The following is a 23,791-nucleotide window of genomic DNA, read 5'->3' as shown; positions in this document are numbered from 1 at the left end:
AGACCCCTCTTTCCATAGCTAAATGGAATGTAATTCATGGTATATATTCATTTTACCTATAATAATTCATTCTGTATACTAACATACCAAGAGGGATGGATGAACTTATGCAGACATGGATGAAGACCATCATACAAATTATCTTTTTTGTTGCGATTTCTAAACTTGCGGATTTCACCGTAGAGAGGTTTCATTTACCGATGCCTCCCAGTGTATTTGGCATTTTACTCGTATTCGCGCTCTTGCAGAGCAAAATAATTCCACTAAAATGGATGGAACTCGGCTCGAGTTGGTTACTGGCACAGATGCTGCTGTTCTTCATTCCTGCAGCCGTAGGCATCATAAAGTACAAATCATTAATCATAACGAGCGGTTTACCCATCACAATAACGATTATCGCAAGCACCATCGCTGTTATGATGTGTTCAGGTTTAATGGGGCAATGGGTATCGAAATTACTAAGGAGGAGTTCGGAGTGAATGATACCTTGTTATCTTTGATTTGGTTAGGATCGACAATCCTTATTTACGGGGGAGCGAAGAAGTTACATCAATATTTCCCGAAAGCGTATCTGACCCCTCTGCTGATTACACCAATGATCCTAATTGCGCTTATATCTGGCACAGGGGTTTCCTTCGATACCTATAATGAAGGTGCGGGCTGGCTCAGTAAAATGATTGAACCTGCCACGATCGCCTTAGCGGTTATGCTGTATAAATATTATAATGTCATGAAAAAACATGCCATTGTTATCCTGACGAGCGTCACTTGCGGTGCCATCGCTTCGATTGTTACTTCTGCTGGCTTGGCGCATCTTTTTGGATTGAGTGCGGAAATAACGGACAGCTTAGCGCCTCGTTCGGCTACAACCCCGATTGCCATAGCCATTTCCAATCTGATCGGCGGAGTGCCCACGATAACGGCAGTAGCTACTTTAATTACTGGCATTCTAGGTCTTATACTGGGACCCGTTATTGTAAAATGGTGCGGCATTCAGAATCCTGTTGCGCGAGGTGTCTTGCTTGGAACGAGCGCCCATTCTGCCGGCATCAGCAAAGCGCTTGAATACGATGCGGTTACGGGATCTGTCGCCGGCATTGCCATGCTGACAACGGCATTCGTAACTTTGGCAGTTGCCCCGTTTCTCATTGTTCTATTCAGGTAACTCTCATTTAATTCGATTTATCGTGTAAGGAGGCACTTTGAAGTGGCCTACTTCTTTAGATGCCTAGGAAAAGAAGCTTTGCCGCCCTAAGGGATGAGCGTCTTCATAATGGTTTTCAGCAATCTAGTGGATTCTAGTTCCCTTTGGGCTTTGCGATGACAGAAAGTGTCGTGTGAAAAGGAACTATGATCCTCTATATGGCGGAAACAGGGGTAAACGTAGCAAGAAAAGGAACTGAGATCCGCTATTTAAGTGGAAACTGCTGATTCCAACCGGGAAATGGTGACATAGCGGATCGTAGTTCCCTCTGGCGTGGAATATCGCGGTTTTCAGCATTATAGCGTACTGTAGTTCCCTCAGACTCGCTATCCTGACACATTTTGCTTGGATGAATTCCAGTGAAGCTGAGCTATGAGAAGCTAAAATTCAAGTTGTTACTTTCGTATAAACAGCAAAGAAAACCATCAATTCGCCGATAATGACGTAATTCGGTACCACAACAAACAAATTCAACAATAAGAATAGGCAAAGCAGGCCTAACATGAAAATCAAATGTTGTACGCCCAATCTTTGATCTATATGCCTATATTTATGAAAAACCAGAGTAGTTGAGAAAAAATACAGCAGCACAGACCCAAAAATAAAAAACAACATAAAGGCATAACTTACTTGTTGCAAAAATAATAATTGGATCGAAGCCGCTATCATGCACATGGACAAATAAATGAATAAATGACCATAGATGATGGTCTGGCCGGCTGTTTCCAACGCTTTGTTCACTTTCTTTTCTACATTGTCAAAATACTGCCACCACATCGCTATGATTAGCATAAATGTGAGCGCCGCGAACAGAATTGATTCCCAGGTCCATGCGCTAGACTGCAAGACGGCGAGAATACTTATGACTGATTCGCCTAAGAGGATAAGCGTGAATAATGAGAAGCGTTCCAATAAATGATGCGTATTGATTGGACTTTTCACCAGGAATTTACGCCCGATCAGCGGCAGTAAAATATCAACGATAATCCCTGTATACAAAACAGCGTAACGAATCCATGAATCAAAGAATAGGGATAATGCTGAGATCGCAAGCCCTATCCAAAACCGACTTCCCAGATAGCGGGCTGTATCTCTGCGGTGCGCGTCTTCTTTTTTATGAACGGATAAATATTGTATCGCTGTCATCGCTCTTAAACCGATATATCCAATTAGAAATGGCACATAATACTGGTCAAAATCCACGGATAAACTTGCTGTCATGATTAAAACAAAAAATAATTGCAAAATCAGAAATACACGATGTGACAAAATATCTTGTCCATAACGATTCACAAAAAGCGATTGGCCCACCCAGGCCCACCAAATCGGGACGAAGATGAGTACAAATTTGAGCAAATACTCCGTTGGAATAATGCCATCATCGACATGCAGCAAGACATGGCTCGCCTTGGAAACAGCTGCTACAAACAGCAGATCATAGAAAAGTTCCAACCATGTCACTTTTTTCTCAATTAAGGCATTGAACTTTTGTTTCATTGTTGCCCTCCTTGAAATGATGTTTATGTACATAGTGACTATTCATTTACTTGCCTCTGACACCAAAAAAGCCACCATCATAGCGGCTTCATTTGTGTAATCCTTTTCTATTTATACCTTTTTAACAAATTCAGACTTTAATTTCATCGCGCCAAAAGTATCAATCTTGCAATCAATATCATGATCGCCGTCAACTAAGCGAATGTTTTTCACTTTAGTGCCAATTTTCACGACTAATGAGCTGCCTTTGACTTTTAAATCTTTGATGACGGTGACTGTATCACCATCAGTCAGGATATTTCCATTGGCGTCTTTCACTACTTTTGTTGCTTCACTTTGATCTGTTGCTGATTCTAGCGACCACTCATGCGCGCATTCTGGACAAACCAATTGGCTTCCATCATCGTAGGTATAAGCGGAGCTGCATTTCGGGCAATTTGGTAAATCTGACATAATCTTAAATTCTCCTCAATCTGTTTAGGATAAGCTGATCTATTGTTCTTCTATACTGCCACATTCCGCTTTTTTTAACAATACTTTCCCCACTTGTCTCGTTTTCCTTACGATATTTCCTGCGGACGAGCTACGTATTCCATTGTTGGAAGTCATGCCGACTGAATCTCACTTTGTTTGAAATGTGCTTATGGTTGTACGCGCTGGATTACCTAATCCGCTATTGACACTTCAAATTCACTTACATAAACGGCGTTGCCCGTAATTTCAATCACATCAGGATGGATCACTTTTACGCCAACTCTGCCATCTCTTTCAATCTCCTGGCCTTGCTCAATGACAAGTTTTACGGAAGTATCCGCATTCTTGTTCATATATCTTGTGTAGTAGGCTCCCATCACTCCTGATGCTGTACCTGTAACAGGGTCCTCAACGGTCCCTGAGAATGGTGAAGAGAAGTGCCGGGCATGCATATGAGCATTGGAATCATAGGTTTCCAGGCAAAATGGATGAACAGACGCTCTTGGCATTTCCTTCAGTATACTTGGAAAGATCTTATTATCGGGCTTCATTCGTCTAAAAGCTGCTAGCTTTTTGATTGGAATTAACAAGGTCCATGCCCCCGTACTCCCATACAAGGTAGGAAGGTCTTGCTCGATATCCTCCACTTCGATCCCCATGGAATGAGCAAGCTCTTCAAGACTTCCATGGAATTCCCGGAATTCCGGGGCAGCCTGCCTCATGGTGATGGCAAGGTCTTCCGTTATCGCTAAACGAATCGGCAATATCCCTGCTTTCGTTTCAATGGTGAGCGATGTTTGATCTCCTAGTAAGCCTCTCGTTTTCAAGGCATAGATGGTTGCCATTGTCGCATGACCACAAAGATTAATTTCATGACCTGGCGTGAAAAAGCGAATTCTCCAATCTGCTTTTTCTGACTTCATGGGAAAAGCCGTTTCATTAAACCCAACTTTCGCTGCGATCTCCTGCATCTGCTCTTCTGTTAAATGATCGCCATTCAGCACGACACCAGCCGGGTTGCCCATGTTGGGAATACAGCTGAACGCATCGTAATGGTACACTTTTATTGTGCGCATGTAGACAATCCTCTCCCTTGCTCAATGTTACGATACCGCCTTCTTCTATTGGTTGCAAGCATTATCCAATCAATGGTGCTAAGTGAGCTAGTGTACCTTCTACTTCATTTCCTTCTCTACGCCAGTATTCAATCCCGCCGATCATTTCTTTTACTTGAAACCCCAGCGCCGCAAGCCGCGAAGCCCCTTTGGTACCTCCGTTACAAGCCGGTCCCCAACAGTAGACAACGATCACTTTATCTTTGGAAAAAGATGACGTAGTTGCCTCATTGATTTGGTTAGATGCTAAATGGATGGCACCGGGAATATGACACTCTTCATAGGCTTTCGAGCTCCTTACATCTATAAGCACGAAGCTGTCAATGCCTCGCTGCAAATCATTACGAACATCAGCAACATCGGTCTCTACTGCTAATTTGTTGCTAAAATGCCTATGCGCAGCCTCTGGCGAAGCAGCAGGTGTTTCCAGAACGAGCGAAAATAACATTTGATTTTCCATAGGTGTAACCTCCATTTGGTTTGTGATATCAAGCTCGAATGACTTGAAATCACTATAGCACAGCGCTAAACCATGGAGTTATCGATAGAAATCGATACCAAACTTCATTTATTCCGATAGATGGCTTCCGTTGATAAGTTCCAAAAAACCAAAAAAGGCCTTGGATTGCCATTTTTTCTTGGCATAGACAAGCTGGGTGTAAAATTTAAAGTGAGGGTGAATTAGCGGAAATGCACTCACTTGGCCTTTGGCGATATCGGAAGCGACTACAATTCGTGGCAGCAAAGCAATACCCAGGCCATACGTTACACATTGTTTAATGGCTTCCAGATTGCCGAATTCATAAGATAAAGAGAAATTGATTTGGTTGCTTTTCAACGTTTGCAGCAGCATTGCACGATAGGTACAACCATCTTCGGTCAGAATCAGAGATTCGCCCTGGAGATCCGAAATCTGAATCTCGCTCTTCCCTGCGAACTTGTGATTCGGATTCGTAATAATGACTAGCTCTTCTTCCCTTAACTTGCAGCTGTGCAGCTCAGGATCCAGAAAGGGGGGATCCAGGATAAAACCAACATCGATCGTGCCGTCTTTCACTGAATTAATAATAGAAGGCTCATTGGCTGGTTGAATCATGACATTCATATCCGGAAAAAGCTGACGGTACTTTTGAAGATAAGGGGGTAGAAAGAATGCCGCCAAGGTTTCAATCGTGCCAATTGTAAGAATGCCTTTGGACTGATGGGATACGACTTCCTTGGACTCCTCATGAAGCCTTAGGATATCATTCGCATAGTGCAGCAGCGCTTCTCCGGCAATGGTCAACTTCATTCCTCTTCCCAATCGCTCCAAGAGCACGGCCCCATAAGATTCCTCCAGTTTTTGAATCTGCGTTGTAATGCTCGATTGCGCATATCCTAACACTTCAGCAGCCCGCGTGTAGCTTCCCCATTTCGCGACCTCGCGAAAGGTCTTCAAATACGTTAATTCCAACTTAACCATCCTTTCGATCCTTCTGGCCTTCCAATTCATGCATAAAACATCACACGTACTCAAACAATAACCACTATGTTATGAAAAGGAACTGATTACATGTTGGATAAAATTATTCTCTACGCTGTCTGGGTCTTTACGGCAACGCTTTTGCTAATCTTCATTAAAAAAAAAGATCTGATCAAAGCTCAAATCAGCTTTTTATTTATGCAGGTTCCCAGTTGGTTATTCGGGGCTCTTGTTGTTGAAGGCGGATTAATTGAGTATCCGGTCGGATTGCTTAAAATGGTCTATAAAGCAAGCTTTACCTTTGAATTTTTTGTTTTTCCAGCGGTAAGCGCGATTTTCAATGTTCATTTCCCAAGAGAGAAATCAAAGTTCATTAAAGTTTTATATACACTTAGTTTTCCTACGTTCATTACAGTTATTGAAGTTTTACTGGAGAAGCATACGGAATTAGTGAAATACTTGAACTGGACTTGGTACTGGAGTTTTATCACGGTAACCTTAACATTGCTGCTTTCCTATGCGTACTATCTATGGTTTTTCAATAAAATCAAAAATTTGTATAAGCAAAATTAAAACTCTATCAAAATTACCAAAAATACGACACCGTGTTTCGAGCGACATTTCAGTCAATCTGCGATAATCTATGAAAAATGATTCATAGGAGGTCGACGTATGCCGCGTGAATTGGAATTCTGTGCCATGCTATTTCTGATCATTGGTCTAATGTTCTATTTTTTTGTCGATGTGCTGCAAAGAAACAGGAACAACCTTCACCTTCAACTTGATCAGCTCGAATCCCAGAATGAACCCGATGCTCCAATTGATCGAATAGAATCGCCGATTTATCCGATGTATATTGATTGTAGTCTGCCTAGTTCTCCGCGGATAGCCTCATAGCCTCATCAGAGCCCTCCGCTCGGCATGCGGCTTACATCTTTGGCATACACCCACAACACTCCCATTCTCATCAGAGTAATAGGAAAGCTTAGCTGATTTTTTGCGACAGAAGGAACATGGCTGGTTCCTAAACTTTGTCGCTCTTTTTCTGTGCGCTGACATTTGCACGACTCTTTGCGCTCGCGAGGTCGCTTTCTTCTTGACTTGCATCCGGTAAATAAGCGTTGCGACGGCAAACAGGATGACTCCGACTATGATCCATTTCATAAGCAGCTTCCACCTTTCAAAAAAAGGGATGTGATCCACAAGATCATATCCCTTTATTCTTGTCTTCTTTTTGTACCATACTAAGCTTATCTAGTAAACAATCCCGAGAACAAAACCATCATATCCCTTACTTCCCACTGTTTGAATGGCTGTCGCCGTAATTCTGGATTCTTCGGCTAGCAGCTCGTAAAATGATTGCACACCTTTTACCCGAGGGTCCTCTGTACGCCCATTGATGATTTCACCCTCACGAATGACGTTATCGCCAAGAATAACTGTTCCGGCATGTGAAAATTGCAGAGCCCATTTCAAATAGTGTGGATTATTAGGTTTATCTGCATCAATAAATATAAAATCGAAAGGTTCAACCCCCTCTGCTTCCATCTGAGCCAATTGTTCCAGGGCATCTCCAACACGAAGTTCTACCTTGTCAGCCACTTTGGCAAGTTTGAGATTTGCCAAGGCGACTTGCGCATGTCGCGGGTCCAACTCCAACGTGACGATATGTCCATCTGCCGGCAATGCTCTGGCCATCCAAATCGTACTATACCCACCCAAAGTGCCAATCTCCAGGATCCGTTTGGCTCCTTTCATCTGAACAAGCAAGTTCAAAAACTTGCCTTGCGTAGTCGAAACATCATACGGCGGAAGGCTGGCATTATGATTGGCCTCCAAAACCTGTTCCAACACGGTGTCATGTGGAATTAGTTTCTCTGTTACATACTGATCGACCTTATTCCAAGTAATCGCTGCGCTCATCTCCATCACTTCTCCTTTTTTAACTTCTAAGGATAGTGTATACGCGTTATACTTATAAATATAATATATATTAATTCACGAACCATATATTTATTATATGATTGGTTGCAAAGGAGTTATTCCATGAACTTGCATGCGCTTCGTTTATTCCACATGATTGCAACGACTGGGAGCGTGACCCGATCGTCTGAACGTTTGCTCATCAGTCAACCGGCCATAACCGCGCAAATTAAAAAGTTTGAAAAAGAGTTGGATCTAACCCTCTTTGAGCCTGAAGGAAGAGGTATCCGGTTGACCGATGCCGGTGCTGAACTCGCTGTGCTTGCCAAGAGATTATTTTCAGTAGAACAGCAAATCGAACAGTTTGTGCAAGATTATCGCAATGGAACGAATGGCAGCATTCGTCTGGCAGCCACGTATTTACCCGCTCATTACCTGATACCTACATGGATTGCCAAGTTCAAGCAGCACTTTGACCGTGTCGAGATGATGATTACAACGACAAACTCCAGTGATGCTCTTCAACAGCTCCTAAATGTCGATGTTGATATTGCCATTTATGGCGGACTACCCGAATCTTACCCGGAGACGATTCAAACGGATGAATTATTTCAAGATCAACTGTGGTTTGTCGTTTCTCCGCAGCACCGCTTTGCCAATCAGCATATTTCATTGCGTGACATGATGACAGAACCATTTGTCATGCGGGAAGTAGGCAGTTCAACAAGGGAACGCTTGTTATCCTTATGCCGGACCTACAATCTGCCTTCCCCTACAATTTCTCTGCAATTTAATGGTTTGCAGGAAGCTATTCAAGCTGTAATCGCAGGTTATGGAGCAAACTTTGTTTCTTCTCTAGTTGTAAGAGAGTACGTCGAACGCGGGGAATTAAGTCGTGTTTATGTGGAAGGCATCCAATTAGAAAACACCATAGCCATTTGTACGCGAAAAAATGAAACGCTACCGGCTTCTGTCAGAAACTTCATTCAAATGATTCGCCAAAATCCTTGGAGGTGCTAACTTATGCATATTGGCATTGATCTAGATAATACAATTCTCGACGCCACTTCAGCTCATCTAAAATACTATAATATAGCCTCCGGGCAATCCTTTACAGCCGAAGACGTGAATGATTTCTATATCTATCGTTTATATGGTTGGAATCGAGCCGAACGTGAAGCCATTTATCATCAATATGGTCACGACATTCATTGGCATTCTTCGCCTTTTCCACTGGCCGTAGACATGATCCAACAACTCTTTCAACATCACCAGATCTCGATTATTACTGCGCGCCCAGAGCTTTTTCGCAAGGTTACCCTAGACTGGTTGAAACATCACAACATTAACTATCACCAAATCGCCCTTGTTGAAAATAAACTTCAGCAATGTATTTCCGCCAAGGTTGATGTGCTGATTGATGATGGACCGCACTATGCGGAAGAGTTTGCCCGATCCAATAAGTCTGTAATCTTGTATGAACAACCCTATAATCTATCCGTGCGGCATGATTCGGTTCTACGCGCTTCGAATTGGCATGAAGTTAAGGATCATATCGATAACTTAGCTTTGAAATTAAAACAAACGAATCTGACTCTGTCAGACACTATGTAAATGGGCAGCCGTTAGGCTGCCCTCTTGGTCTCAAATGAGTAATTCCATCTCATACAACTTGTCAAAAATAAGCTGGCACACAGCGGAAACGCGATCTTTGTCCGCGTAACTTAACCATACCAAATCTTCAATTTCAGATGCAGGACTCAGTCTCCCTGCAAATTCGCCGGTATAACAGGACATCTTCACCTGAACACCTTCTGATTTATCATGCGCTTGAGCTTCAAATGCCCCAAAAAACTTAATGGTTTCCGGTTTTACCTGCACGCTTAGCTCCTCTTGTATTTCTCTTACGAGCGTTTCGCTGTCGGTTTCACCTGGCTCTCTTTTGCCACCAGGCAGGTAACACGTGTTTTTCCCTTTGGATCTTGCTGTTAAAATGTGACCATTAGCAATGTGAATCCATGCAATTTTATCTATGACGGTTGGCATGTGAACTCCTTCACTCTTTTCATCAAATTATAGCACAGTTAGCTCCGCCAACCTCACAAATCCAGCTCAACCGCTCCCTTACAAAGGCAAATCTCGCTTCTTAAACAACATGACAGCTAACCCAAAAGTAATGACTCCAATAATGAAGAGAACCGATAAAGAAACGGTTAAGTCAACATTTCCGTTAATGATTTCGCCCGGTTTATATAAGGTAAAAATGGAGAAATACTTCATCCAACTGATTTGCTCACTAATTTTAGCGAGCAAATCCAAGCTGAAGAAGCCAAACGTGATGACACCGGACAAGCTCAGCGCCTTCTTCTCGTCATTAGACAGGGCTGAGATCAAAAAGCAAATACCCCCGATGGCAAAGAACAATAAGAAGGCCGCGATATTCATCTCGATAAATTTGGACGTATTGAACTCAAATTCGCCGCGTAGAAACCAGATATTAGCCAAGAAGCCAGCCAAAGTCGTAACCGCCATAATTAGAAATAAACCTGTGACCAGAACACTCGCTTGGGTGAACGCTACTTTGCCTCTTGTCGTCGGAGTGGATAGTAAATAGCCCATTGCTCCCTGATCGATTAATTTAGCCATGAGCTGTGTAGACAGTTGGACACATACAATTGCGAGAATCAGAACCAGAATTAATCCGTAGTATTCCCCCGAAATGAAGGCTTCCGCACTGCCAAACCCGTTCAACCCAAACGCTCTGCCCACACCTTCGGGCATCGATTGCACCAATTCATCTATGGCTTTGGCGCTTCGGCCAATGCTGGGGTAGAGCCAAAACATAAGGATGATATAGAAAGCCGAGCCGATGGCGTAATTCATAAATCCCTTCACATTTACTTTCATCATCTGCTTATATAAGGTAGTATTCATTTCAGCATCCCTTTCCGATCGTAATAATTCATAAAGATATCTTCCAGATTTTGCGTGAAAATATCAATATTACGGACGCTATATTTGGCAGTTTCGGCTGCAAATCTATCATAATTGCCCTGAACAGCAACGCTGACACGATTTCCCTCGTGCGATTCGATGAGCAGTCCGGAGTTCACGAATGCTAAGGCATCAGCTTGATGTGCAAATGTCACTTCAAACAATTTCCGCTGCATGGATTGCAGTTCATGGATATCTTTCAGCGCGATGATGACGCCATCCTTAATGATGGCTGCTCGATCACAGGTCCGCTCGATTTCAGGAAAGCTGTGTGAGGACATCAGAAATGTTTTCCCCCTGCTCTTCTCCTCAAGAACAATCTCAATAAACACTTTCTGCATAAGTGGATCCAGACCGGAAGTCGGCTCATCCAAAATAAGCACAGCAGGATCGTGCATGAACGCCGCAACAATCCCTACCTTCTGTTTCATTCCCTTGGACATTTTCCGAATGGGTGTATTTACATCAAATTGCAATCGGTCTATGAGGTGATTTCGCTTGGACAAGTCCTTCACCCCCTGCATGTTCCCCATGAAATCGAGGAAAGTCTTCCCTGTCATTCCTTCAATGAAGGAGATTTCGCCAGGCAAATAGCCCATATAGGCTTGAAACTTGCCTTGCTGCTTCCATGTGTCAAGTCCGTTCACGGTCACAACGCCCTTATCTGGTTTCATAAAGCCCATGATGTGCCGAATCGTCGTCGATTTCCCTGCGCCATTAGGCCCGAGAAAACCGAAAACCTCACCTTCCTTTACTTCAAATGAGACATCGAAAATACCTTTCCCATTCGAAAATGTCTTTGTCACATGCTGAACGGTTAACATACTTGCACCTCCAAGTAAAGAAATGAACTATTATGATTACCATATTTCATATGTTATACTATACCCGAGCAATCAATTCGTCAATAATTTAATGAAATATATTTATATTTATATTTCATTAATTACATAATATGCTATCTAGATAGGATGGTTCATCATGAATGGTTTTGAAAAAAGAGCGCATGCGATTAAAGAAAAAATCATGAAATCCACCATGGATTTGCTGCGGACATCAGACCCTAAACGGATTCGAATCTCGGATATCTCTAAAAAGGCCAACGTTTCGCAAGTCACCATTTACAATTATTTCGGAAGCAAAGAAGCTCTGGTCCGCGAAGTTTTCGTCAACTTCGTGGACAGAGCTATTCAAGAATTCGAAGCCTATATGAATGCCGGGCACTCCTTAAAGGAGAAAATTGCCCATATTATTTTACTGGAGAAAGAATCCTATAAGGATTTCCCACCAGCTCTTATGAAAGAGTTATTGATCAACGATGACGAACTTGCGCGATACATTGAACTGCAATACAAGGAAAAGACGATCCCTTTAACCATTCGCATCATTCAGGAAGGCAAAGACAGCGGCGAAATTTCCGAGGATATATCGATCGAGACCGTGCTGTCGTTCATCCAATTGTACATGAACCAGTATGATAAATTACTGGAAATGGCACAGCAAAGCGGCGATATCGAGAAATTCCTTGAAGGAATGGTTCATATGTTCTTCTATGGCATTTGCGGGAAACCCTAAACGATTAGCTGCAGCCTGCTAAATCCATTCTCCATCATCTGGGATGAGTACAGAATCAAGTAAGTTTTCTGCGATAATTCGTTTTCTCAAATCATCTTTGGTTACCAAACAATGATTGATCGCATCCATATGCACGGCAACCACTTTCGTGTATGGCGCGTAGCGAATAACCTGAACAACATCAGCAGCATCCATCGTAATCGGATCCCCCATGACGAAACGCGCTCCGCCAGCATTGACGACGGTTACGCTCGGCTTATATAAATCCAGCGCTTCTTGCACATCTTCACACCATATCGTATCTCCCGCAATGTACAGGGTTGGTTGGCCTTCAGCCTGGAATACAAATCCAGAGACATTGCCCATTTGCTCGCCAATTTCGCCTACACCGTGCTGGCCAGTCGTTCTGCTGATCGTGATATGTTGCAAGACTATAACTGACTCGATGGCTTGCACAGACTGAAATCCTGCTGCCGTTATGGCAGCCTCATCGCCAGGTTGACAAAAGATTTGCGTCTCTTTGTTCAAGACTGCTTTGGCCGCTTCATCCCAGTGATCCCCATGCAAATGTGTAACTAGAATAGCATCAGGCGCATTTATTTCAGCGATAGAAACAGGCAGCTCCACGAGCGGATTCCTTCTTTCATTTGCTGTATGGATGATGGGGGGATTACTCCCTTGCGGACTGAACATCGGATCGATTAGAAAAGTGAAATCCGCGTATTGCACCTTAAGCGTAGCATGTCGAATTAGTTGAATTTTCATGTTTATCTACCTCTTATCTTTCTTCCTATGTTATGTTTAAGAGTATATCTCAGTTAGAAAAAGCCTTACATAGGACGGTGAAATGAAAATAGGTATTTTCGTTTCATGTTGAAAGGAGTTATGTGTTTTGGGAGTTTCTGGTATGGATGAGGTTGATCTGCAAATCTTGCAGCACTTGTTGGAAAATTCAATTCGCCCTCACAAAGAGATTGGGCAGCTCGTTCATCTAACGGGACAAGCGGTCGGAGCGCGTATTCGCAAAATGCAAGATCTGGGGATCATCGAGGGCTATACACTGCTGTGGAATCCTGAGAAAATCGGGCTCACTATTCAAGCTTTTATTACGGTATTCATGAAATCCAATAATGCCCATCAAGCTTTTCAACGATTTGCAAACGAGAACGAACATATCGTCGAAACTCATCGTGTGAGCGGGGAAGGTTGTTACTGGATGCGCGTTCGTATTCGTTCAACTTCAGAATTAAATACATTCCTTGATGAGCTTTTGCAGTTTGGCAATTATCGAATCAGCTTATCGATTGGTCAGCTTAAATGATAGAATTAAATTATATAATGAATTTTCATTTTCAAACTCCATTCGGACTCTAAGATTAACTTTCATAACGTTTTGTAAAAGCAGTATCTAGTGATGTAAACAACATATCTATTTTATCCTTCGAGCAAATATTAAGAACTGCTAATGTATAATAATAATGTTTGGCTGCCGTAATCAATTTTAACACCAGTTCAAATTCAGGCATTATTTTAGAAGCATAAATTTCGTTTTCACCATAAACCAATTTAAAAGAACTTGGTCATTCACAAGTGATTCCATTGTCAAAGTTAATCTATTTTGGTGAAAAAAACCTGTTCCATAATTTTGTTTAAAAAGTTGATCAAGTATGTCCAATAGTATAGACCACTGATCAGAATCATAATTGTTAAAATTCAAAATATAATCCCCATTATGCTCAATAATTACTGCTGTATTGAAAACCCTCATTCTTACTTTTCCAAGTTGAACCCTCTTACTTATCACTAGTTTTTTCATTTCAACTAAATCATTAACATTTACGAAACATTCTAACGCATATTGAAGGAAAAAGTGATTATCGTAAGCCAATCCAAGATGGTCAAATCGTTCCCGAATTAATTCGAATTTTTTCATAAGATACGTTTCTACGTTTATCATTTGAATGTGCTTCGCTCCTTTACTATGCGAAAGTAAGGATGTTTGAACTTTCTCTGCAACCTGCCAAAGAAAGTTCAAACATTTCAAATCAGTTCACTTCAGCATTATTGTCTGGGTATAAGACATTATTTCTGTTTTGTGATAGAAGTGACGGAGGAAATCATGCTCAAAGTCAGCAACGACAAAAAAGCCCGGTTAGCCAGGCACTCTCAAGGATTCAAGGATTAGTCAAACGAAGATTGTCAAAAGTCCAACGAACTGCTCGCGAGGTTAATTCGGACGTTCATAGAGTTAGTGAACCCTGCTCACCCACTCTATGAACGTGGACTCTTGCTAATTTTAGAAGCGTACCATCTCACCTGATTTAATCTTAATGGCTTCTTGGTTCACACTGATCCATACAGGAATAGCGCTCGGATTGTAAATCACCTTCCCATTGACGGTAAGCTGAAGCGAACGAACAGCGTTCATATAATCGTAGATCTCAATATTGGTTGCAAACCAAACGTCTTCCCTTGCTGACAATAATTTCCCGAAAGATTCCATGAGCTCCCAGTTCGAATCATTATCGAACTCATAGCTATGACCCCACACATACAGCAGACCTGTGGTATGCCAAACGGAACGATTTAGAAATTCTTCGGTTCTTTGCAGCAAATTATTATTATGATGGCAAGTAGCGCCCCATTGCAGGAATTGATTCGGCAATTTGAAAGAAAGATGCGATTCGGTCGTTCTCGAGTAAGCGATACCAAGAGAGGACAACACTTCAACAACGCGTGAATCCGTCGTACCAAAAGGATAGGACATCCCTCTGACCGGGTAGCCGGCCAGTTCTTCAAGCGCGCTGCGGTCTTCCATAATTTCCATGATCAATCGCTCACGAGGAATTTCCGTCAAATGCGGATGAGTAACGGTATGAATAGCAATCTCGTGGCCTTGAAATAAGGCGGCTACTTCATCGCGGCGAATGAATCCCTCTTTATCTAGATTGCTCGAATTCAAATGAAATGTGCTTTTCAGACCATGTCGATTCAATATTTCAACAAGTGCACGGTCTTGCACTCGGCCATCATCATAGCTTAAGGTAACTGCCTTGTCTTTCCCGTCTGGGAAGCGATTTAAGCGAATTTTCATCTCGCACCTACCTTAATTGGGAGTCCACTATGGGATGACGCTAAAGCCGCTAATGTAATGCGCAGTGTAACAGCCGCGTCGGTATAATCAGTTAAGATGCGCGAGCGGTCTCCTGTCTTAATCGCATACAAGAAGGCATCCGTTTCTCTTTCGTAAGGATTCGCATTGTCCTTATATTCCGTAATCCGAGAACTTTCATGATGTTTCAAATATCGGCCTTGCTCGATTTCCAGCACGCCTTGATCCGTAAACAGTTCGAGGCCAGAGCGGTGTCCAAAAGGAAGAATACAAGTATTCGTCAACGACGCGATTGCCCCATTCGCAAGTTTCAGTGTGACTGCGCCGACATCCGCAACTTCAACACCCTCATGGCTCGTATGCATGTGACGCTGCGCATAGGCGGCATACACTTCTTCTACTTCACCGACCAAATAACGGACTAAATCCACGATATGCGTCGTTTGCTCGACGAATTGTCCGCCGGATCCACCCTGTTTGCGCCACCAAGGAACACCGGGCATCTGCCCCATCCAACCGCCGACAGCCATGCCGACTGTTCTTGTTTCAAGTAGTTTACGGGCTGTTTGGACAGCATCCGTATAGCGGATATGATAACCAACCGAGGTGATGATCTGTTTGCTTTCTACAAGCTGCTGAATCCGATCAACCGTTTGCAAGTCGAGTCCAATTGGCTTTTCTACCAAAAAAGGAAGATTGCGCGCGAGGATAGCCTCTTCAATCGGGCCATGAGCCATCGGCGGAACATTGATATAAACCGCATCCGGTTTACACGTATCCAATAACTGTTCAATGTCATCAAATGCTTGAGAACCTGCATAGCGCTGAGCCAGCTTCTCCGCTTTGTGGATTGACGTGCCAAGGAATGCTACGACTTGCACGTCGTCTCTTGCAGCTAATAAATCAGCGTGTTTATCAGCAAACCAACCGGTGCCGATAATGGCAATTTTCAACATAATTTGACTTCTCCCTCTAATTGAGTGATAGAATGTACATCATAACCCAGTATAACCCTTGTCACCGTCATTTTCGATATTTACCACAAAAAAATTTGTTATTGATTTCCACATTGGAAAGATCTTTCAATGCCTTTATCCCCAAAGTATGTTTAAATAGACATATCACGTTTTGAAAAATCCAGTGAAAGGTAATAAATAACTATGAAAACAGCCTCTTTTTTGTTACCGAAAGATAAAGTTGCCTATATCCATTCCTCTTCATCGATGAAAGAAGCACTTGAACAATTAGAACAGCATTATTACACAGCACTGCCCATCGTTGATCCCGAAGGGAAATACGCGGGAACACTATCCGAAGGCGATCTGTTGTGGACACTAAAGGACACGCCTGGCCTGGACTTCACCAACATGGATCAAATCCAAGTCTGTGACATTGAAAAGAATACGCGTAATGAATCGGTATCGATTCATGCCCATATGGAAGATATGCTGGCGCTGGCGGCCGATCAGAACTTTGTTCCAGTAGTCGATGATAACTTTATTTTCCTTGGGATCATTCGTCGTAAAGATATCATTGAATACTACATGAGAAATATTACTGACTGATGGATAGATGCAAATGATAAAAATCGCCTCCGTGACGGGGGCGATTTTTATGTTCAGGAATTAATGACGATGTTGCCGAACCAAAACTTATTTGGGGCAAGAGGTGTCGGCACGCGAAAACTAAGCCGCTTCTAGATATTGTTTGGCTTGGGAGTAGTGATTCTAAAGATAAGAGTCCCCAAAGACTCCTATGCCCCCAAATGAGCCTACTTTTGCGCACTTAGGAGCTCCTAGAGACTCTTATTTCTTTGGTTGGAAGGGTTTGAACGGAATTGGTTGACGATAAGAGTCCCCAAAGGCTCCTATTTCCCAAAATGAGCCTACTTTTGCGCAAATAAGAGCTCCTAGAGACTCTTATTTCTTTGGTTGGATTCGAGGAGATATAAGAAAGTGAATGGGCTATCCCACTCTCAGGGTTAAAACCTTGGGAGCGGGATAGCCCTTTGTTTCAAACGAGAGGTGCGATGCAGAAAACTAGGCATCTGAAAGTGCATATTTGTTCAAATTGCTCCTGTAACAAGCGAATATGCAAGCTATTTCGTATCAAACAGCCTGATCCTCCACAGGCTTGAGACATTTATCCAAAGGCAACCGCAAGGTCATACGTGTACCTTGGTTCTCCTCACTTTCAAAGGCAAATTCCGCTTCGTCGCCATAGTACATTTTCATCCGTGCAATGACATTCCGCAGTCCGAACAAATCATTCTCCCGCTTGCGGTCCGTCGAAATGCCCTCGGCAGCAAGCTTGGCCGATTCTTCCAGCTTAGCGCGGATATAGGCGAGTTTGGCCTTATTTACCCCTACACCGTTGTCGGCGACCTCAAAAACAAGCAGATTACCATCCGTATACGAAGAAATGATAAGCTCCCCGCCCGTGCTTTGTTTTTCCAGACCATGCAGAACGGCATTCTCTACGAGCGGCTGCAGCAACAACTTAAGCACATGGTAGGGCTCGCTCTCTTTGGCAATCTCATATCGGACAGTAAAATGATCTAAGAATCGCAGCTGCTGAACTTTAATATAATACGTCAGATGCATGATGGTTTCACTGACCGGAAATGTTTCATTGCCTTTATTCAGACTTAACCGAAAAAACCTGGATAAATTCAAAACCATTTCACTAATTTCATCCGCGTCATAATTCTTGGCCGTCCAATAGATAGAATCCAGCGTATTGTAGAGAAAATGCGGATTGATCTGCGACTGGAGAAATTTCAGTTCCATTTTGGAAAGCAGCAGCTGTTTCTCGTAATGGTCGCGAATGAGCGATTTCTGGTTCTCCGCCATGCGGTTAAAGGACTCAATTACATAGCCTAACTCGTCCACTCGCGTATCTTCCAGCTGTATGGTGAAATTCCCGGTGCGGAGCTGCTTCATTCCGTAAGCCAGTTTCCGCAGAGGTGCCGAGAAGCCACGATACACGATCCATGATATCAAGATGGCGAGTACCACACTGACAACAACGATGCCATACGTAAATACTTTCAAAGAATCGGTATGACTGCGAATTTCCCACAAGGGCTGCTCCATCATGAGAGACCATCCCGAGAATTTGGATTTGACACTGATTGTAACCATTTCCGTGCCGGTTTGCGGCGATCTGCGCACCGATCTGATGTCATGCTCTTGTTTCCATACTTGCGGGTTTACACGTGCCCCCGTGCCCGTTATCGGACTTCCATCGCTGTCAAACAAATAAATATTCGCGTTTTTGGAAGGAAGAAGCGGCTTCGCCAACTCAATCAACGCTGTTTTCTTAATGGAGATCACGAGTAAATTGGGATTCATTAATGTGCGGTTGTAAGGATCCATTGTCCGAATTAGATGCACACTATCGGTGTCAAAATAGGACTCACTGTCCTGCGGTGTATAAAATACGGTACCCCCGCTAGCTTCCATTAGCCGAATATACCATTCTTGTTTCTCAACGCCTTCAGGCAGCTTGCGGCCGCCGATTTTCGTGGAAATGACGGTTCGTGAAGGCATATGAATAATCGTTATTTGATCTACCGTAAGATTGACGGTTGTCATATTCGTGATCTGATCCATCACTTGCGCCAGCTGTACGAATGACTGCTTATCAGGCTCCTGACCGATGGATTGGAGCGTCGTATTGATATTCATATCGAAAGCAATCAAGGAGGATAACTGCTCAATATTTTGCAGCGTAAGGTCAATGTAATCAGCCATCGTATGCAAGGCTCCCTGGGTTCTTTCCCCCGTTTGCACCTCTAGAATCATTTGTGATTTAACGATGGCAAACAAACTGAAGCCCGATATCGGGAGTAAGATCAGCAGAAAGTAACACATAAGCCTGACTTGAATAAAACCGGTCAATAATTTGCGGATTCTGGTCCAGAAATCTTGGGCTTTGCTACGATTATTTGCCGGATTCCCGCCACCATTCATTGACTTCCCCCGATATCTCATCGCCTCCGGCCTCCTTCCATCTTTTCACAAAGGCATCGAATTCATCAAGGGGACTCATTCCTGCGATAATCCGCGTAAATGTTTCTTCCTGCAGCTTAGAAAGCTTCACTTGATGCTTGCCCATGGCAGGTGTCGGCGGTCCATTAAAGCGATTCAACTGCAAATGACTTTCAATTCGCTGCAAATTGTCATACAGTCTATACTGCTCGCCCAGGCCTTCTAACCGATCCCGCGTCATAGCTGGATCTACTGTATCCGCCAAGGCTCCATAAATGCCCCGATAGGCCTGTTTAATATGTTCATCAAATTGAATCGTCAGCTTTCCGTTTACCTGCTTCCATACTTTGTTTTCAAAACCAAGCTTCAACGTTTTTTGACCGGGTCCTGCGATAAAATCAAGGAATTTCACAACTGCTTCCGCGTTTTGGCTTTTTACTGGGACAACATTATAAGAACGTACATTGGATGTACTGTATACGCCGCGGTTACCAGAAGGACCGATTGGAAAATCCAGCGGGATCCATACCGCTTGTGGATCATGTTTGCGATTCTCAGCAATACTCGCTCGAGTATCTGACCAAGCCGCCGAGAAAAGTCCTACTTTCCCAAGCGCCACCTTTTCATTGAGAACATCAATTTTGTTCAATGGGAATTCCGGGTCCAATATATTTTGCTCATATAAACTGCGCAGGTAAGCGAGTGCTTCTTTCATCTCTGGCAATATGCCGGCATAAACCAACTTGCCCTCGCGTTCGTACCATGCATTCTTCTGGACGCCAAAAGCGCCAAGAAAAGGAGAAGTCCTTCCAAGGCGCTCTAAAATCGAAAGTCCAAAGGTATCCTTCTGCCCATTGCCATCCGGATCTCTCTCCGCGAAAGCTTTCATAACTGCCGTGTATTCCTCAATCGTTCGCGGAGGCTCCAGACCCAGCTTATCCAGCCAATCTTTGCGGACATACATAATCTCTGTCCCCTTTACCTCATTCAAACTCGGAATCGCATAAATGTTGCCATTGACGGTTACATTATCCCAAGCTTCCTTAGGTATTTTGGCTTTCAAATTAGGGCCATATCGCTCAATATAGCTGTTCAACGGTGTTAACGCTTTTTGGTTTACAAAGTTAATAAACCAGGAAGGACTGCTTGTGTTGAGCAGATCCGGAGGATCACCCGATGTCATAATAACATTTAATTTTTCATCATATCCATTAAGCGGCGGCAAAGTCACACTTACTTCTACGCCAGTATTTTTCTCGATGTAGGCTAGATAAGGATTATTGTTCGCATCCATACCCTCCGGAAAGTTAAGTCCCAAGCTGTTGGCGACAATACGTATGGCAGGTGCTTGGGCATTGGGACTAGATGTGCTTAGATTTCCATTCTCTTGATAGCTGCAGCCGCTCACAGTCAAACAGGTGATCAATGTAAGTACAACGTGAACAAATTGCTTTCTTTCTGTCATGGAACCCCTCCTTCACTCCTACCCGTTCCCCCTACTTGCCCGCTAATATCTGCTTGATAACCGGCGTAAGTCCATCAGCCATTCGTAGAAATCCAAGGTCAGTTGGATGTACGCCATCGACTGTACATTCATGAGCATGCTCACCAAGCAGTTGGGAACCATCACAAAAGAATATATGCATGTCCTGCAATTCTTGACGCCTGTGAGCTACCGTTTGAATTTGAAATTGTTTGTTTACTTCCCGCTCCTGCGACAACCGCTTATCAAATCTTTCTTTAGCATAAATAATTCTGGAAATGACAAGAATCGGGATCAGAGGATGCTTCTCTCTATAGATGGATATAAAGGCTGGCAATGTCTGTTTGAATACTTCCGTAGACACACTGTTAGCTTCATAATCCAAAATCAACATCGCCGGGTCGGGAATTTCACTCAGAATCCGGGCAAGTTCCGGCTCACCCCTGCCATTTCCCGAGAAACCAAGATTCAGGAATTCCATGTTGATGCGTCGCGACAAAATGTTGGTATAGGACATCCCAGGTCTCGTTGCACAGCCCCCTTGGGTGATTGAAGTACCGTATAGGATGATCTTTTTATTGCTTTCATAAGATGGTGGAGGTGTCACGCTTGCTTCGCTGTTTAAACCGACCCAGACCTCTTCGACCCCTTGATAGAGCGGAAAGTTTAACGTAATGAAGCGATTCTCAGGTGAGAACTGACGAAAGATCGTGCTTTCATACGCCGTCAACTGATGATTAAACGTAGTGGTTCCATAATAAAACTGCTCTCCGGGATCGCCAATGTAACAATCAAATCCACATTGTCCAGTGGCAGGCATATGGTTCATATTCGCTGCACCTGACAATTTCACTTTCACAATCAATGTTGATGCATCTGTCATAAAGCGAATTTGTCCGCCAGATGTACAGTTGGCTAACGAATCGACAGCTTCCGAAATGGGCTGTGAGGGCTGAATAGGCAAACGGCGATACTGTCTTTCTGTTTGCAGCCAGCCAAAACCAGCAATTTGATAAGGCAGCTCAAGCGGGCTGTACCATACGATTCCTGTATCATCGGATTGTTGAATACGCATGTTGGCATCCAGCTTCATGGCATTCACGGATGAAGATTGTTGACTCATTGAAAAGCGCCTCCTGACGACTTGCCTCATAATATTTTCTCGTGATATTCATTTTCGTCATTTGCGCGTTAATCCCTTTTTTGGACGGATCAATGGTTATTAAAGTACCAAAAGAAGTCATCGTCCTCCGCTGTGGCGCCGTTCCGGCTGTAATACAATGGGGGTAGCCTGTGGAAACCTGTAGGTGAGAAGCAACTTAAAGGAGGGATTCATCCGTTGGGAGCTACAACAAGCGAAACTAATACCGTACATAACCAACAAGAAATGAGTGCCGATATCGCCATTATCGGCGGTGGAACCGGCGGCTTCGCCGCTGCGCTTGCGGCAGCGAAGTCAGGTAAATCGGTTATTATGACCGAAGAAACCGAATGGATCGGCGGACAGCTTACCAGTCAGGCGGTTCCGCCGGATGAACATCCGTGGATTGAGCAATTCGGCTGTACCCGCACGTATCGGCAATTTCGTGACGGTGTCAGGGATTACTACCGTCGACATTTCCCCCTGACAGCCGAAGCACAGTCCCGTGTTCATCTAAATCCCGGGAACGGCGGTGTGTCTCGCCTGTGTCACGAGCCGCGCGCGGCTTTGGCGGTCTTGAAGGATATGCTAGCCCCTTATGTTCACAGCGGCCGCTTGCAAATTCTTTACCGCCATCGCGTTGTCTCCGCCGTGTTGGAAGGCAACGACATCCGCCAAGTCATCGTTCGCAATCTGCTGACGGATGAACTCGTAACGCTAACCGCCGCGTATTTCCTCGATGCGACGGAGTGCGGGGATGTTCTGCCGCTTGCTGGAGCGGAATATGTGACCGGTGCCGAATCGTTCAGCCAAACCGGCGAACCCCATGCCGTCGAAGGAGCGGCACTTCCGCAGGACATGCAGGGTTTTACCCATTGTTTCGCCATGGATTATGTCGAAGGCGAAGATCACACGATCGAACGGCCTGAGCGCTATGACTTCTGGCGGGCGTATAAGGCGGATTTCTGGCCCGATCGCTTGTTAAGCTGGACCGGTGTTCGCCCTCATACACTGGAAGCCGTTAATTATGAACTTTTTGAAGGCACGGAAAGATACTCGCTCTTCTACTATCGGCGTATCATTGATGCTGCGAACTTCGAGAAGGGCTTCTATCCGGGGAGTATAACACTCGTCAACTGGCCTCAGAACGATTATTGGATAGGTTCTGTCATTGACGTCAGCGAAAGTGAAAGAGAGCAGCATCTTTGGGATGCCAAACAGCTAAGCCTCTCGCTACTCTACTGGCTGCAAACCGAGGCGCCTCGGCCAGATGGCGGACACGGGTACCCGGGACTGCGTCTTCGCAAAGATGTTGTTGGCACTGAAGACGGCCTGGCTATGTACCCTTACATTCGGGAATCACGCCGCATTAAAGCAGAATTTACTGTGCTTGAACAACATGTAAGCGCAGCTTGTCGGCCTGACGGGAAAGCGGAGACGTTCGATGACTCCGTCGGCATCGGATGCTACCGCATTGACCTTCATCCCAGTACCGGCAATCGCCACTACATCGATATCTCTTCCCTGCCATTTCAAATTCCGCTCGGCAGCTTGATTCCGGTACGAATCAATAACCTGCTGCCTGCGTGCAAAAATTTGGGAGTCACCCATATCACGAACGGCTGCTATCGACTCCATCCCGTCGAATGGAATATTGGTGAAGCCGCTGGGTATCTCGCAAGTCATTGTATAGACCGCGGCTTGCTTCCCCGTGAAGTTCGCAATCAACAACCAGAACTTCGCGAATTCCAGCGAAAGCTCACGAACGATGGGATCGAACTTACTTGGCCTTCCATTCATTCCGTTTAATACATTCTAC

General features: G+C 44.0%; 26 protein-coding genes. 10 read left to right on the top strand and 16 right to left on the bottom strand.

Annotated elements, in window-relative coordinates; genetic code table 11:
- The first annotated feature begins 107 nt into the window (after positions 1 to 107).
- Together LOZ80_RS10240 and LOZ80_RS10235 are read left to right on the top strand one after the other, a co-directional pair.
- Positions 108 to 479, top strand: coding sequence for a CidA/LrgA family protein (locus LOZ80_RS10240; protein ID WP_238171335.1), 372 nt, complete (start codon positions 108 to 110; stop codon positions 477 to 479).
- Positions 476 to 1,165 carry an LrgB family protein gene (locus LOZ80_RS10235; RefSeq protein WP_238171334.1) on the top strand — a complete coding sequence of 230 codons (690 nt, stop codon included), beginning with the start codon at positions 476 to 478 and terminating at the stop codon, positions 1,163 to 1,165. Before LOZ80_RS10240 ends, LOZ80_RS10235 begins: the two co-directional genes overlap by 4 nt.
- Before the next feature lie 426 nt (positions 1,166 to 1,591).
- Here LOZ80_RS10235 and LOZ80_RS10230 read toward each other — a convergent pair whose 3' ends face one another.
- The 5 genes from LOZ80_RS10230 to LOZ80_RS10210 all read right to left on the bottom strand — a co-directional run bounded on the left by LOZ80_RS10230 (position 1,592) and on the right by LOZ80_RS10210 (position 5,752).
- Positions 1,592 to 2,701 carry a low temperature requirement protein A gene (locus tag LOZ80_RS10230; protein WP_238171333.1) on the bottom strand — a complete coding sequence of 370 codons (1,110 nt, stop codon included), beginning with the start codon at positions 2,699 to 2,701 and terminating at the stop codon, positions 1,592 to 1,594.
- 111 nt (positions 2,702 to 2,812) lie between these two features.
- Entirely contained in the window at positions 2,813 to 3,154 is a 342-nt protein-coding gene (locus LOZ80_RS10225; RefSeq protein ID WP_238171332.1) for a zinc ribbon domain-containing protein YjdM, read from the bottom strand.
- Between the two features lie 212 nt (positions 3,155 to 3,366).
- The gene (locus LOZ80_RS10220) at positions 3,367 to 4,251 is read right to left on the bottom strand and encodes a PhzF family phenazine biosynthesis protein (protein WP_238171331.1); all 885 of its coding nucleotides are present in this window, start codon (positions 4,249 to 4,251) and stop codon (positions 3,367 to 3,369) included.
- 61 nt (positions 4,252 to 4,312) lie between these two features.
- Entirely contained in the window at positions 4,313 to 4,750 is a 438-nt protein-coding gene (locus LOZ80_RS10215; RefSeq protein WP_238171330.1) for a rhodanese-like domain-containing protein, read from the bottom strand.
- 108 nt (positions 4,751 to 4,858) lie between these two features.
- Positions 4,859 to 5,752, bottom strand: a complete 894-nt coding sequence (locus tag LOZ80_RS10210) for a LysR family transcriptional regulator (protein WP_238171329.1) — start codon at positions 5,750 to 5,752, stop codon at positions 4,859 to 4,861.
- A 90-nt stretch (positions 5,753 to 5,842) separates the two neighbouring features.
- Between LOZ80_RS10210 and LOZ80_RS10205 the strand changes: the two genes are divergently transcribed.
- Positions 5,843 to 6,325, top strand: a complete 483-nt coding sequence (locus LOZ80_RS10205; protein WP_238171328.1) for a CBO0543 family protein — start codon at positions 5,843 to 5,845, stop codon at positions 6,323 to 6,325.
- Between the two features lie 99 nt (positions 6,326 to 6,424).
- Positions 6,425 to 6,649, top strand: coding sequence for a hypothetical protein (locus tag LOZ80_RS10200; protein WP_238171327.1), 225 nt, complete (start codon positions 6,425 to 6,427; stop codon positions 6,647 to 6,649).
- A 357-nt stretch (positions 6,650 to 7,006) separates the two neighbouring features.
- Here LOZ80_RS10200 and LOZ80_RS10195 read toward each other — a convergent pair whose 3' ends face one another.
- Positions 7,007 to 7,675, bottom strand: a complete 669-nt coding sequence (locus LOZ80_RS10195; RefSeq protein WP_238171326.1) for an O-methyltransferase — start codon at positions 7,673 to 7,675, stop codon at positions 7,007 to 7,009.
- A 123-nt stretch (positions 7,676 to 7,798) separates the two neighbouring features.
- Between LOZ80_RS10195 and LOZ80_RS10190 the strand changes: the two genes are divergently transcribed.
- A complete protein-coding gene (locus LOZ80_RS10190) occupies positions 7,799 to 8,695 on the top strand; it encodes a LysR family transcriptional regulator (RefSeq protein ID WP_238171325.1) in 897 nt (298 codons plus the stop codon).
- Between the two features lie 3 nt (positions 8,696 to 8,698).
- On the top strand, positions 8,699 to 9,289 hold the full coding sequence (locus tag LOZ80_RS10185; RefSeq protein ID WP_238171324.1) for a 5' nucleotidase, NT5C type: 591 nt from the start codon (positions 8,699 to 8,701) through the stop codon (positions 9,287 to 9,289).
- A gap of 30 nt (positions 9,290 to 9,319) precedes the next feature.
- Here LOZ80_RS10185 and LOZ80_RS10180 read toward each other — a convergent pair whose 3' ends face one another.
- The 3 genes from LOZ80_RS10180 to LOZ80_RS10170 all read right to left on the bottom strand — a co-directional run bounded on the left by LOZ80_RS10180 (position 9,320) and on the right by LOZ80_RS10170 (position 11,493).
- On the bottom strand, positions 9,320 to 9,721 hold the full coding sequence (locus LOZ80_RS10180) for an NUDIX hydrolase (protein ID WP_238171323.1): 402 nt from the start codon (positions 9,719 to 9,721) through the stop codon (positions 9,320 to 9,322).
- 78 nt (positions 9,722 to 9,799) lie between these two features.
- The gene (locus LOZ80_RS10175; protein WP_238171322.1) at positions 9,800 to 10,609 is read right to left on the bottom strand and encodes an ABC transporter permease subunit; all 810 of its coding nucleotides are present in this window, start codon (positions 10,607 to 10,609) and stop codon (positions 9,800 to 9,802) included.
- Positions 10,606 to 11,493: an ABC transporter ATP-binding protein gene (locus LOZ80_RS10170; protein ID WP_238171321.1), complete on the bottom strand. Its 888-nt coding sequence runs from the start codon at positions 11,491 to 11,493 to the stop codon at positions 10,606 to 10,608. Before LOZ80_RS10170 ends, LOZ80_RS10175 begins: the two co-directional genes overlap by 4 nt.
- A gap of 157 nt (positions 11,494 to 11,650) precedes the next feature.
- On the opposite strand from LOZ80_RS10170, the gene LOZ80_RS10165 reads away from it, so the two are divergent.
- On the top strand, positions 11,651 to 12,244 hold the full coding sequence (locus LOZ80_RS10165) for a TetR/AcrR family transcriptional regulator (protein WP_238171320.1): 594 nt from the start codon (positions 11,651 to 11,653) through the stop codon (positions 12,242 to 12,244).
- Positions 12,245 to 12,262: 18 nt separating this feature from the next.
- Here the strand turns inward: LOZ80_RS10165 and LOZ80_RS10160 are convergent, their stop codons facing one another.
- Entirely contained in the window at positions 12,263 to 13,009 is a 747-nt protein-coding gene (locus LOZ80_RS10160) for an MBL fold metallo-hydrolase (RefSeq protein WP_238171319.1), read from the bottom strand.
- A gap of 142 nt (positions 13,010 to 13,151) precedes the next feature.
- Here LOZ80_RS10160 and LOZ80_RS10155 point away from each other — a divergent pair, with 142 nt between their 5' ends.
- A complete protein-coding gene (locus LOZ80_RS10155) occupies positions 13,152 to 13,565 on the top strand; it encodes an Lrp/AsnC family transcriptional regulator (RefSeq protein ID WP_238172943.1) in 414 nt (137 codons plus the stop codon).
- Between the two features lie 204 nt (positions 13,566 to 13,769).
- Here LOZ80_RS10155 and LOZ80_RS10150 read toward each other — a convergent pair whose 3' ends face one another.
- From LOZ80_RS10150 to LOZ80_RS10140, 3 genes are all read right to left on the bottom strand, one after another.
- Positions 13,770 to 14,201: a hypothetical protein gene (locus LOZ80_RS10150; protein ID WP_238171318.1), complete on the bottom strand. Its 432-nt coding sequence runs from the start codon at positions 14,199 to 14,201 to the stop codon at positions 13,770 to 13,772.
- A 339-nt stretch (positions 14,202 to 14,540) separates the two neighbouring features.
- Positions 14,541 to 15,338: a polysaccharide deacetylase family protein gene (locus LOZ80_RS10145; RefSeq protein ID WP_238171317.1), complete on the bottom strand. Its 798-nt coding sequence runs from the start codon at positions 15,336 to 15,338 to the stop codon at positions 14,541 to 14,543.
- Positions 15,335 to 16,312: a Gfo/Idh/MocA family protein gene (locus tag LOZ80_RS10140; protein WP_337951012.1), complete on the bottom strand. Its 978-nt coding sequence runs from the start codon at positions 16,310 to 16,312 to the stop codon at positions 15,335 to 15,337. Before LOZ80_RS10140 ends, LOZ80_RS10145 begins: the two co-directional genes overlap by 4 nt.
- A 204-nt stretch (positions 16,313 to 16,516) precedes the next feature.
- On the opposite strand from LOZ80_RS10140, the gene LOZ80_RS10135 reads away from it, so the two are divergent.
- Positions 16,517 to 16,921 carry a CBS domain-containing protein gene (locus LOZ80_RS10135; protein WP_238171316.1) on the top strand — a complete coding sequence of 135 codons (405 nt, stop codon included), beginning with the start codon at positions 16,517 to 16,519 and terminating at the stop codon, positions 16,919 to 16,921.
- Between the two features lie 543 nt (positions 16,922 to 17,464).
- Here LOZ80_RS10135 and LOZ80_RS10130 read toward each other — a convergent pair.
- The 3 genes from LOZ80_RS10130 to LOZ80_RS10120 are packed head-to-tail and all read right to left on the bottom strand — an operon-like array spanning position 17,465 to position 21,954.
- A complete protein-coding gene (locus LOZ80_RS10130) occupies positions 17,465 to 19,351 on the bottom strand; it encodes a cache domain-containing sensor histidine kinase (RefSeq protein WP_238171315.1) in 1,887 nt (628 codons plus the stop codon).
- Positions 19,302 to 20,813: an extracellular solute-binding protein gene (locus LOZ80_RS10125; protein ID WP_238171314.1), complete on the bottom strand. Its 1,512-nt coding sequence runs from the start codon at positions 20,811 to 20,813 to the stop codon at positions 19,302 to 19,304. The genes LOZ80_RS10130 and LOZ80_RS10125 overlap by 50 nt, the downstream gene beginning before the upstream one ends.
- A 31-nt stretch (positions 20,814 to 20,844) precedes the next feature.
- Entirely contained in the window at positions 20,845 to 21,954 is a 1,110-nt protein-coding gene (locus LOZ80_RS10120) for an SGNH/GDSL hydrolase family protein (RefSeq protein WP_238171313.1), read from the bottom strand.
- A 264-nt stretch (positions 21,955 to 22,218) separates the two neighbouring features.
- On the opposite strand from LOZ80_RS10120, the gene LOZ80_RS10115 reads away from it, so the two are divergent.
- Positions 22,219 to 23,781 (top strand): FAD-dependent oxidoreductase, encoded by a 1,563-nt coding sequence (locus LOZ80_RS10115; protein ID WP_238172941.1) that lies wholly within the window; start codon positions 22,219 to 22,221, stop codon positions 23,779 to 23,781.
- Positions 23,782 to 23,791 lie beyond the last annotated feature (10 nt).

Source organism: Paenibacillus sp. HWE-109, assembly GCF_022163125.1.
Taxonomy (GTDB): domain Bacteria; phylum Bacillota; class Bacilli; order Paenibacillales; family NBRC-103111; genus Paenibacillus_E.
Note: the sequence above shows the minus strand (reverse complement) of the source record. Positions and strands in the feature narration are given on the sequence as shown.

Coding starts and splice junctions, on each gene's coding strand:
- LOZ80_RS10170 (WP_238171321.1), bottom strand. CDS start 11,493: ATGTTAACCGTTCAGCATGTGACAAAGACATTTTCGAATGGGAAAGGT.
- LOZ80_RS10185 (WP_238171324.1), top strand. CDS start 8,699: ATGCATATTGGCATTGATCTAGATAATACAATTCTCGACGCCACTTCA.
- LOZ80_RS10210 (WP_238171329.1), bottom strand. CDS start 5,752: ATGGTTAAGTTGGAATTAACGTATTTGAAGACCTTTCGCGAGGTCGCG.
- LOZ80_RS10200 (WP_238171327.1), top strand. CDS start 6,425: ATGCCGCGTGAATTGGAATTCTGTGCCATGCTATTTCTGATCATTGGT.
- LOZ80_RS10125 (WP_238171314.1), bottom strand. CDS start 20,813: ATGACAGAAAGAAAGCAATTTGTTCACGTTGTACTTACATTGATCACC.
- LOZ80_RS10205 (WP_238171328.1), top strand. CDS start 5,843: ATGTTGGATAAAATTATTCTCTACGCTGTCTGGGTCTTTACGGCAACG.
- LOZ80_RS10150 (WP_238171318.1), bottom strand. CDS start 14,201: ATGATAAACGTAGAAACGTATCTTATGAAAAAATTCGAATTAATTCGG.
- LOZ80_RS10165 (WP_238171320.1), top strand. CDS start 11,651: ATGAATGGTTTTGAAAAAAGAGCGCATGCGATTAAAGAAAAAATCATG.
- LOZ80_RS10130 (WP_238171315.1), bottom strand. CDS start 19,351: ATGAGATATCGGGGGAAGTCAATGAATGGTGGCGGGAATCCGGCAAAT.
- LOZ80_RS10120 (WP_238171313.1), bottom strand. CDS start 21,954: ATGAGTCAACAATCTTCATCCGTGAATGCCATGAAGCTGGATGCCAAC.
- LOZ80_RS10115 (WP_238172941.1), top strand. CDS start 22,219: ATGAGTGCCGATATCGCCATTATCGGCGGTGGAACCGGCGGCTTCGCC.
- LOZ80_RS10135 (WP_238171316.1), top strand. CDS start 16,517: ATGAAAACAGCCTCTTTTTTGTTACCGAAAGATAAAGTTGCCTATATC.
- LOZ80_RS10145 (WP_238171317.1), bottom strand. CDS start 15,338: ATGAAAATTCGCTTAAATCGCTTCCCAGACGGGAAAGACAAGGCAGTT.
- LOZ80_RS10140 (WP_337951012.1), bottom strand. CDS start 16,312: ATGTTGAAAATTGCCATTATCGGCACCGGTTGGTTTGCTGATAAACAC.
- LOZ80_RS10160 (WP_238171319.1), bottom strand. CDS start 13,009: ATGAAAATTCAACTAATTCGACATGCTACGCTTAAGGTGCAATACGCG.
- LOZ80_RS10225 (WP_238171332.1), bottom strand. CDS start 3,154: ATGTCAGATTTACCAAATTGCCCGAAATGCAGCTCCGCTTATACCTAC.
- LOZ80_RS10230 (WP_238171333.1), bottom strand. CDS start 2,701: ATGAAACAAAAGTTCAATGCCTTAATTGAGAAAAAAGTGACATGGTTG.
- LOZ80_RS10155 (WP_238172943.1), top strand. CDS start 13,152: ATGGATGAGGTTGATCTGCAAATCTTGCAGCACTTGTTGGAAAATTCA.
- LOZ80_RS10220 (WP_238171331.1), bottom strand. CDS start 4,251: ATGCGCACAATAAAAGTGTACCATTACGATGCGTTCAGCTGTATTCCC.
- LOZ80_RS10195 (WP_238171326.1), bottom strand. CDS start 7,675: ATGAGCGCAGCGATTACTTGGAATAAGGTCGATCAGTATGTAACAGAG.
- LOZ80_RS10175 (WP_238171322.1), bottom strand. CDS start 10,609: ATGAATACTACCTTATATAAGCAGATGATGAAAGTAAATGTGAAGGGA.
- LOZ80_RS10180 (WP_238171323.1), bottom strand. CDS start 9,721: ATGCCAACCGTCATAGATAAAATTGCATGGATTCACATTGCTAATGGT.
- LOZ80_RS10215 (WP_238171330.1), bottom strand. CDS start 4,750: ATGGAAAATCAAATGTTATTTTCGCTCGTTCTGGAAACACCTGCTGCT.
- LOZ80_RS10240 (WP_238171335.1), top strand. CDS start 108: ATGCAGACATGGATGAAGACCATCATACAAATTATCTTTTTTGTTGCG.
- LOZ80_RS10190 (WP_238171325.1), top strand. CDS start 7,799: ATGAACTTGCATGCGCTTCGTTTATTCCACATGATTGCAACGACTGGG.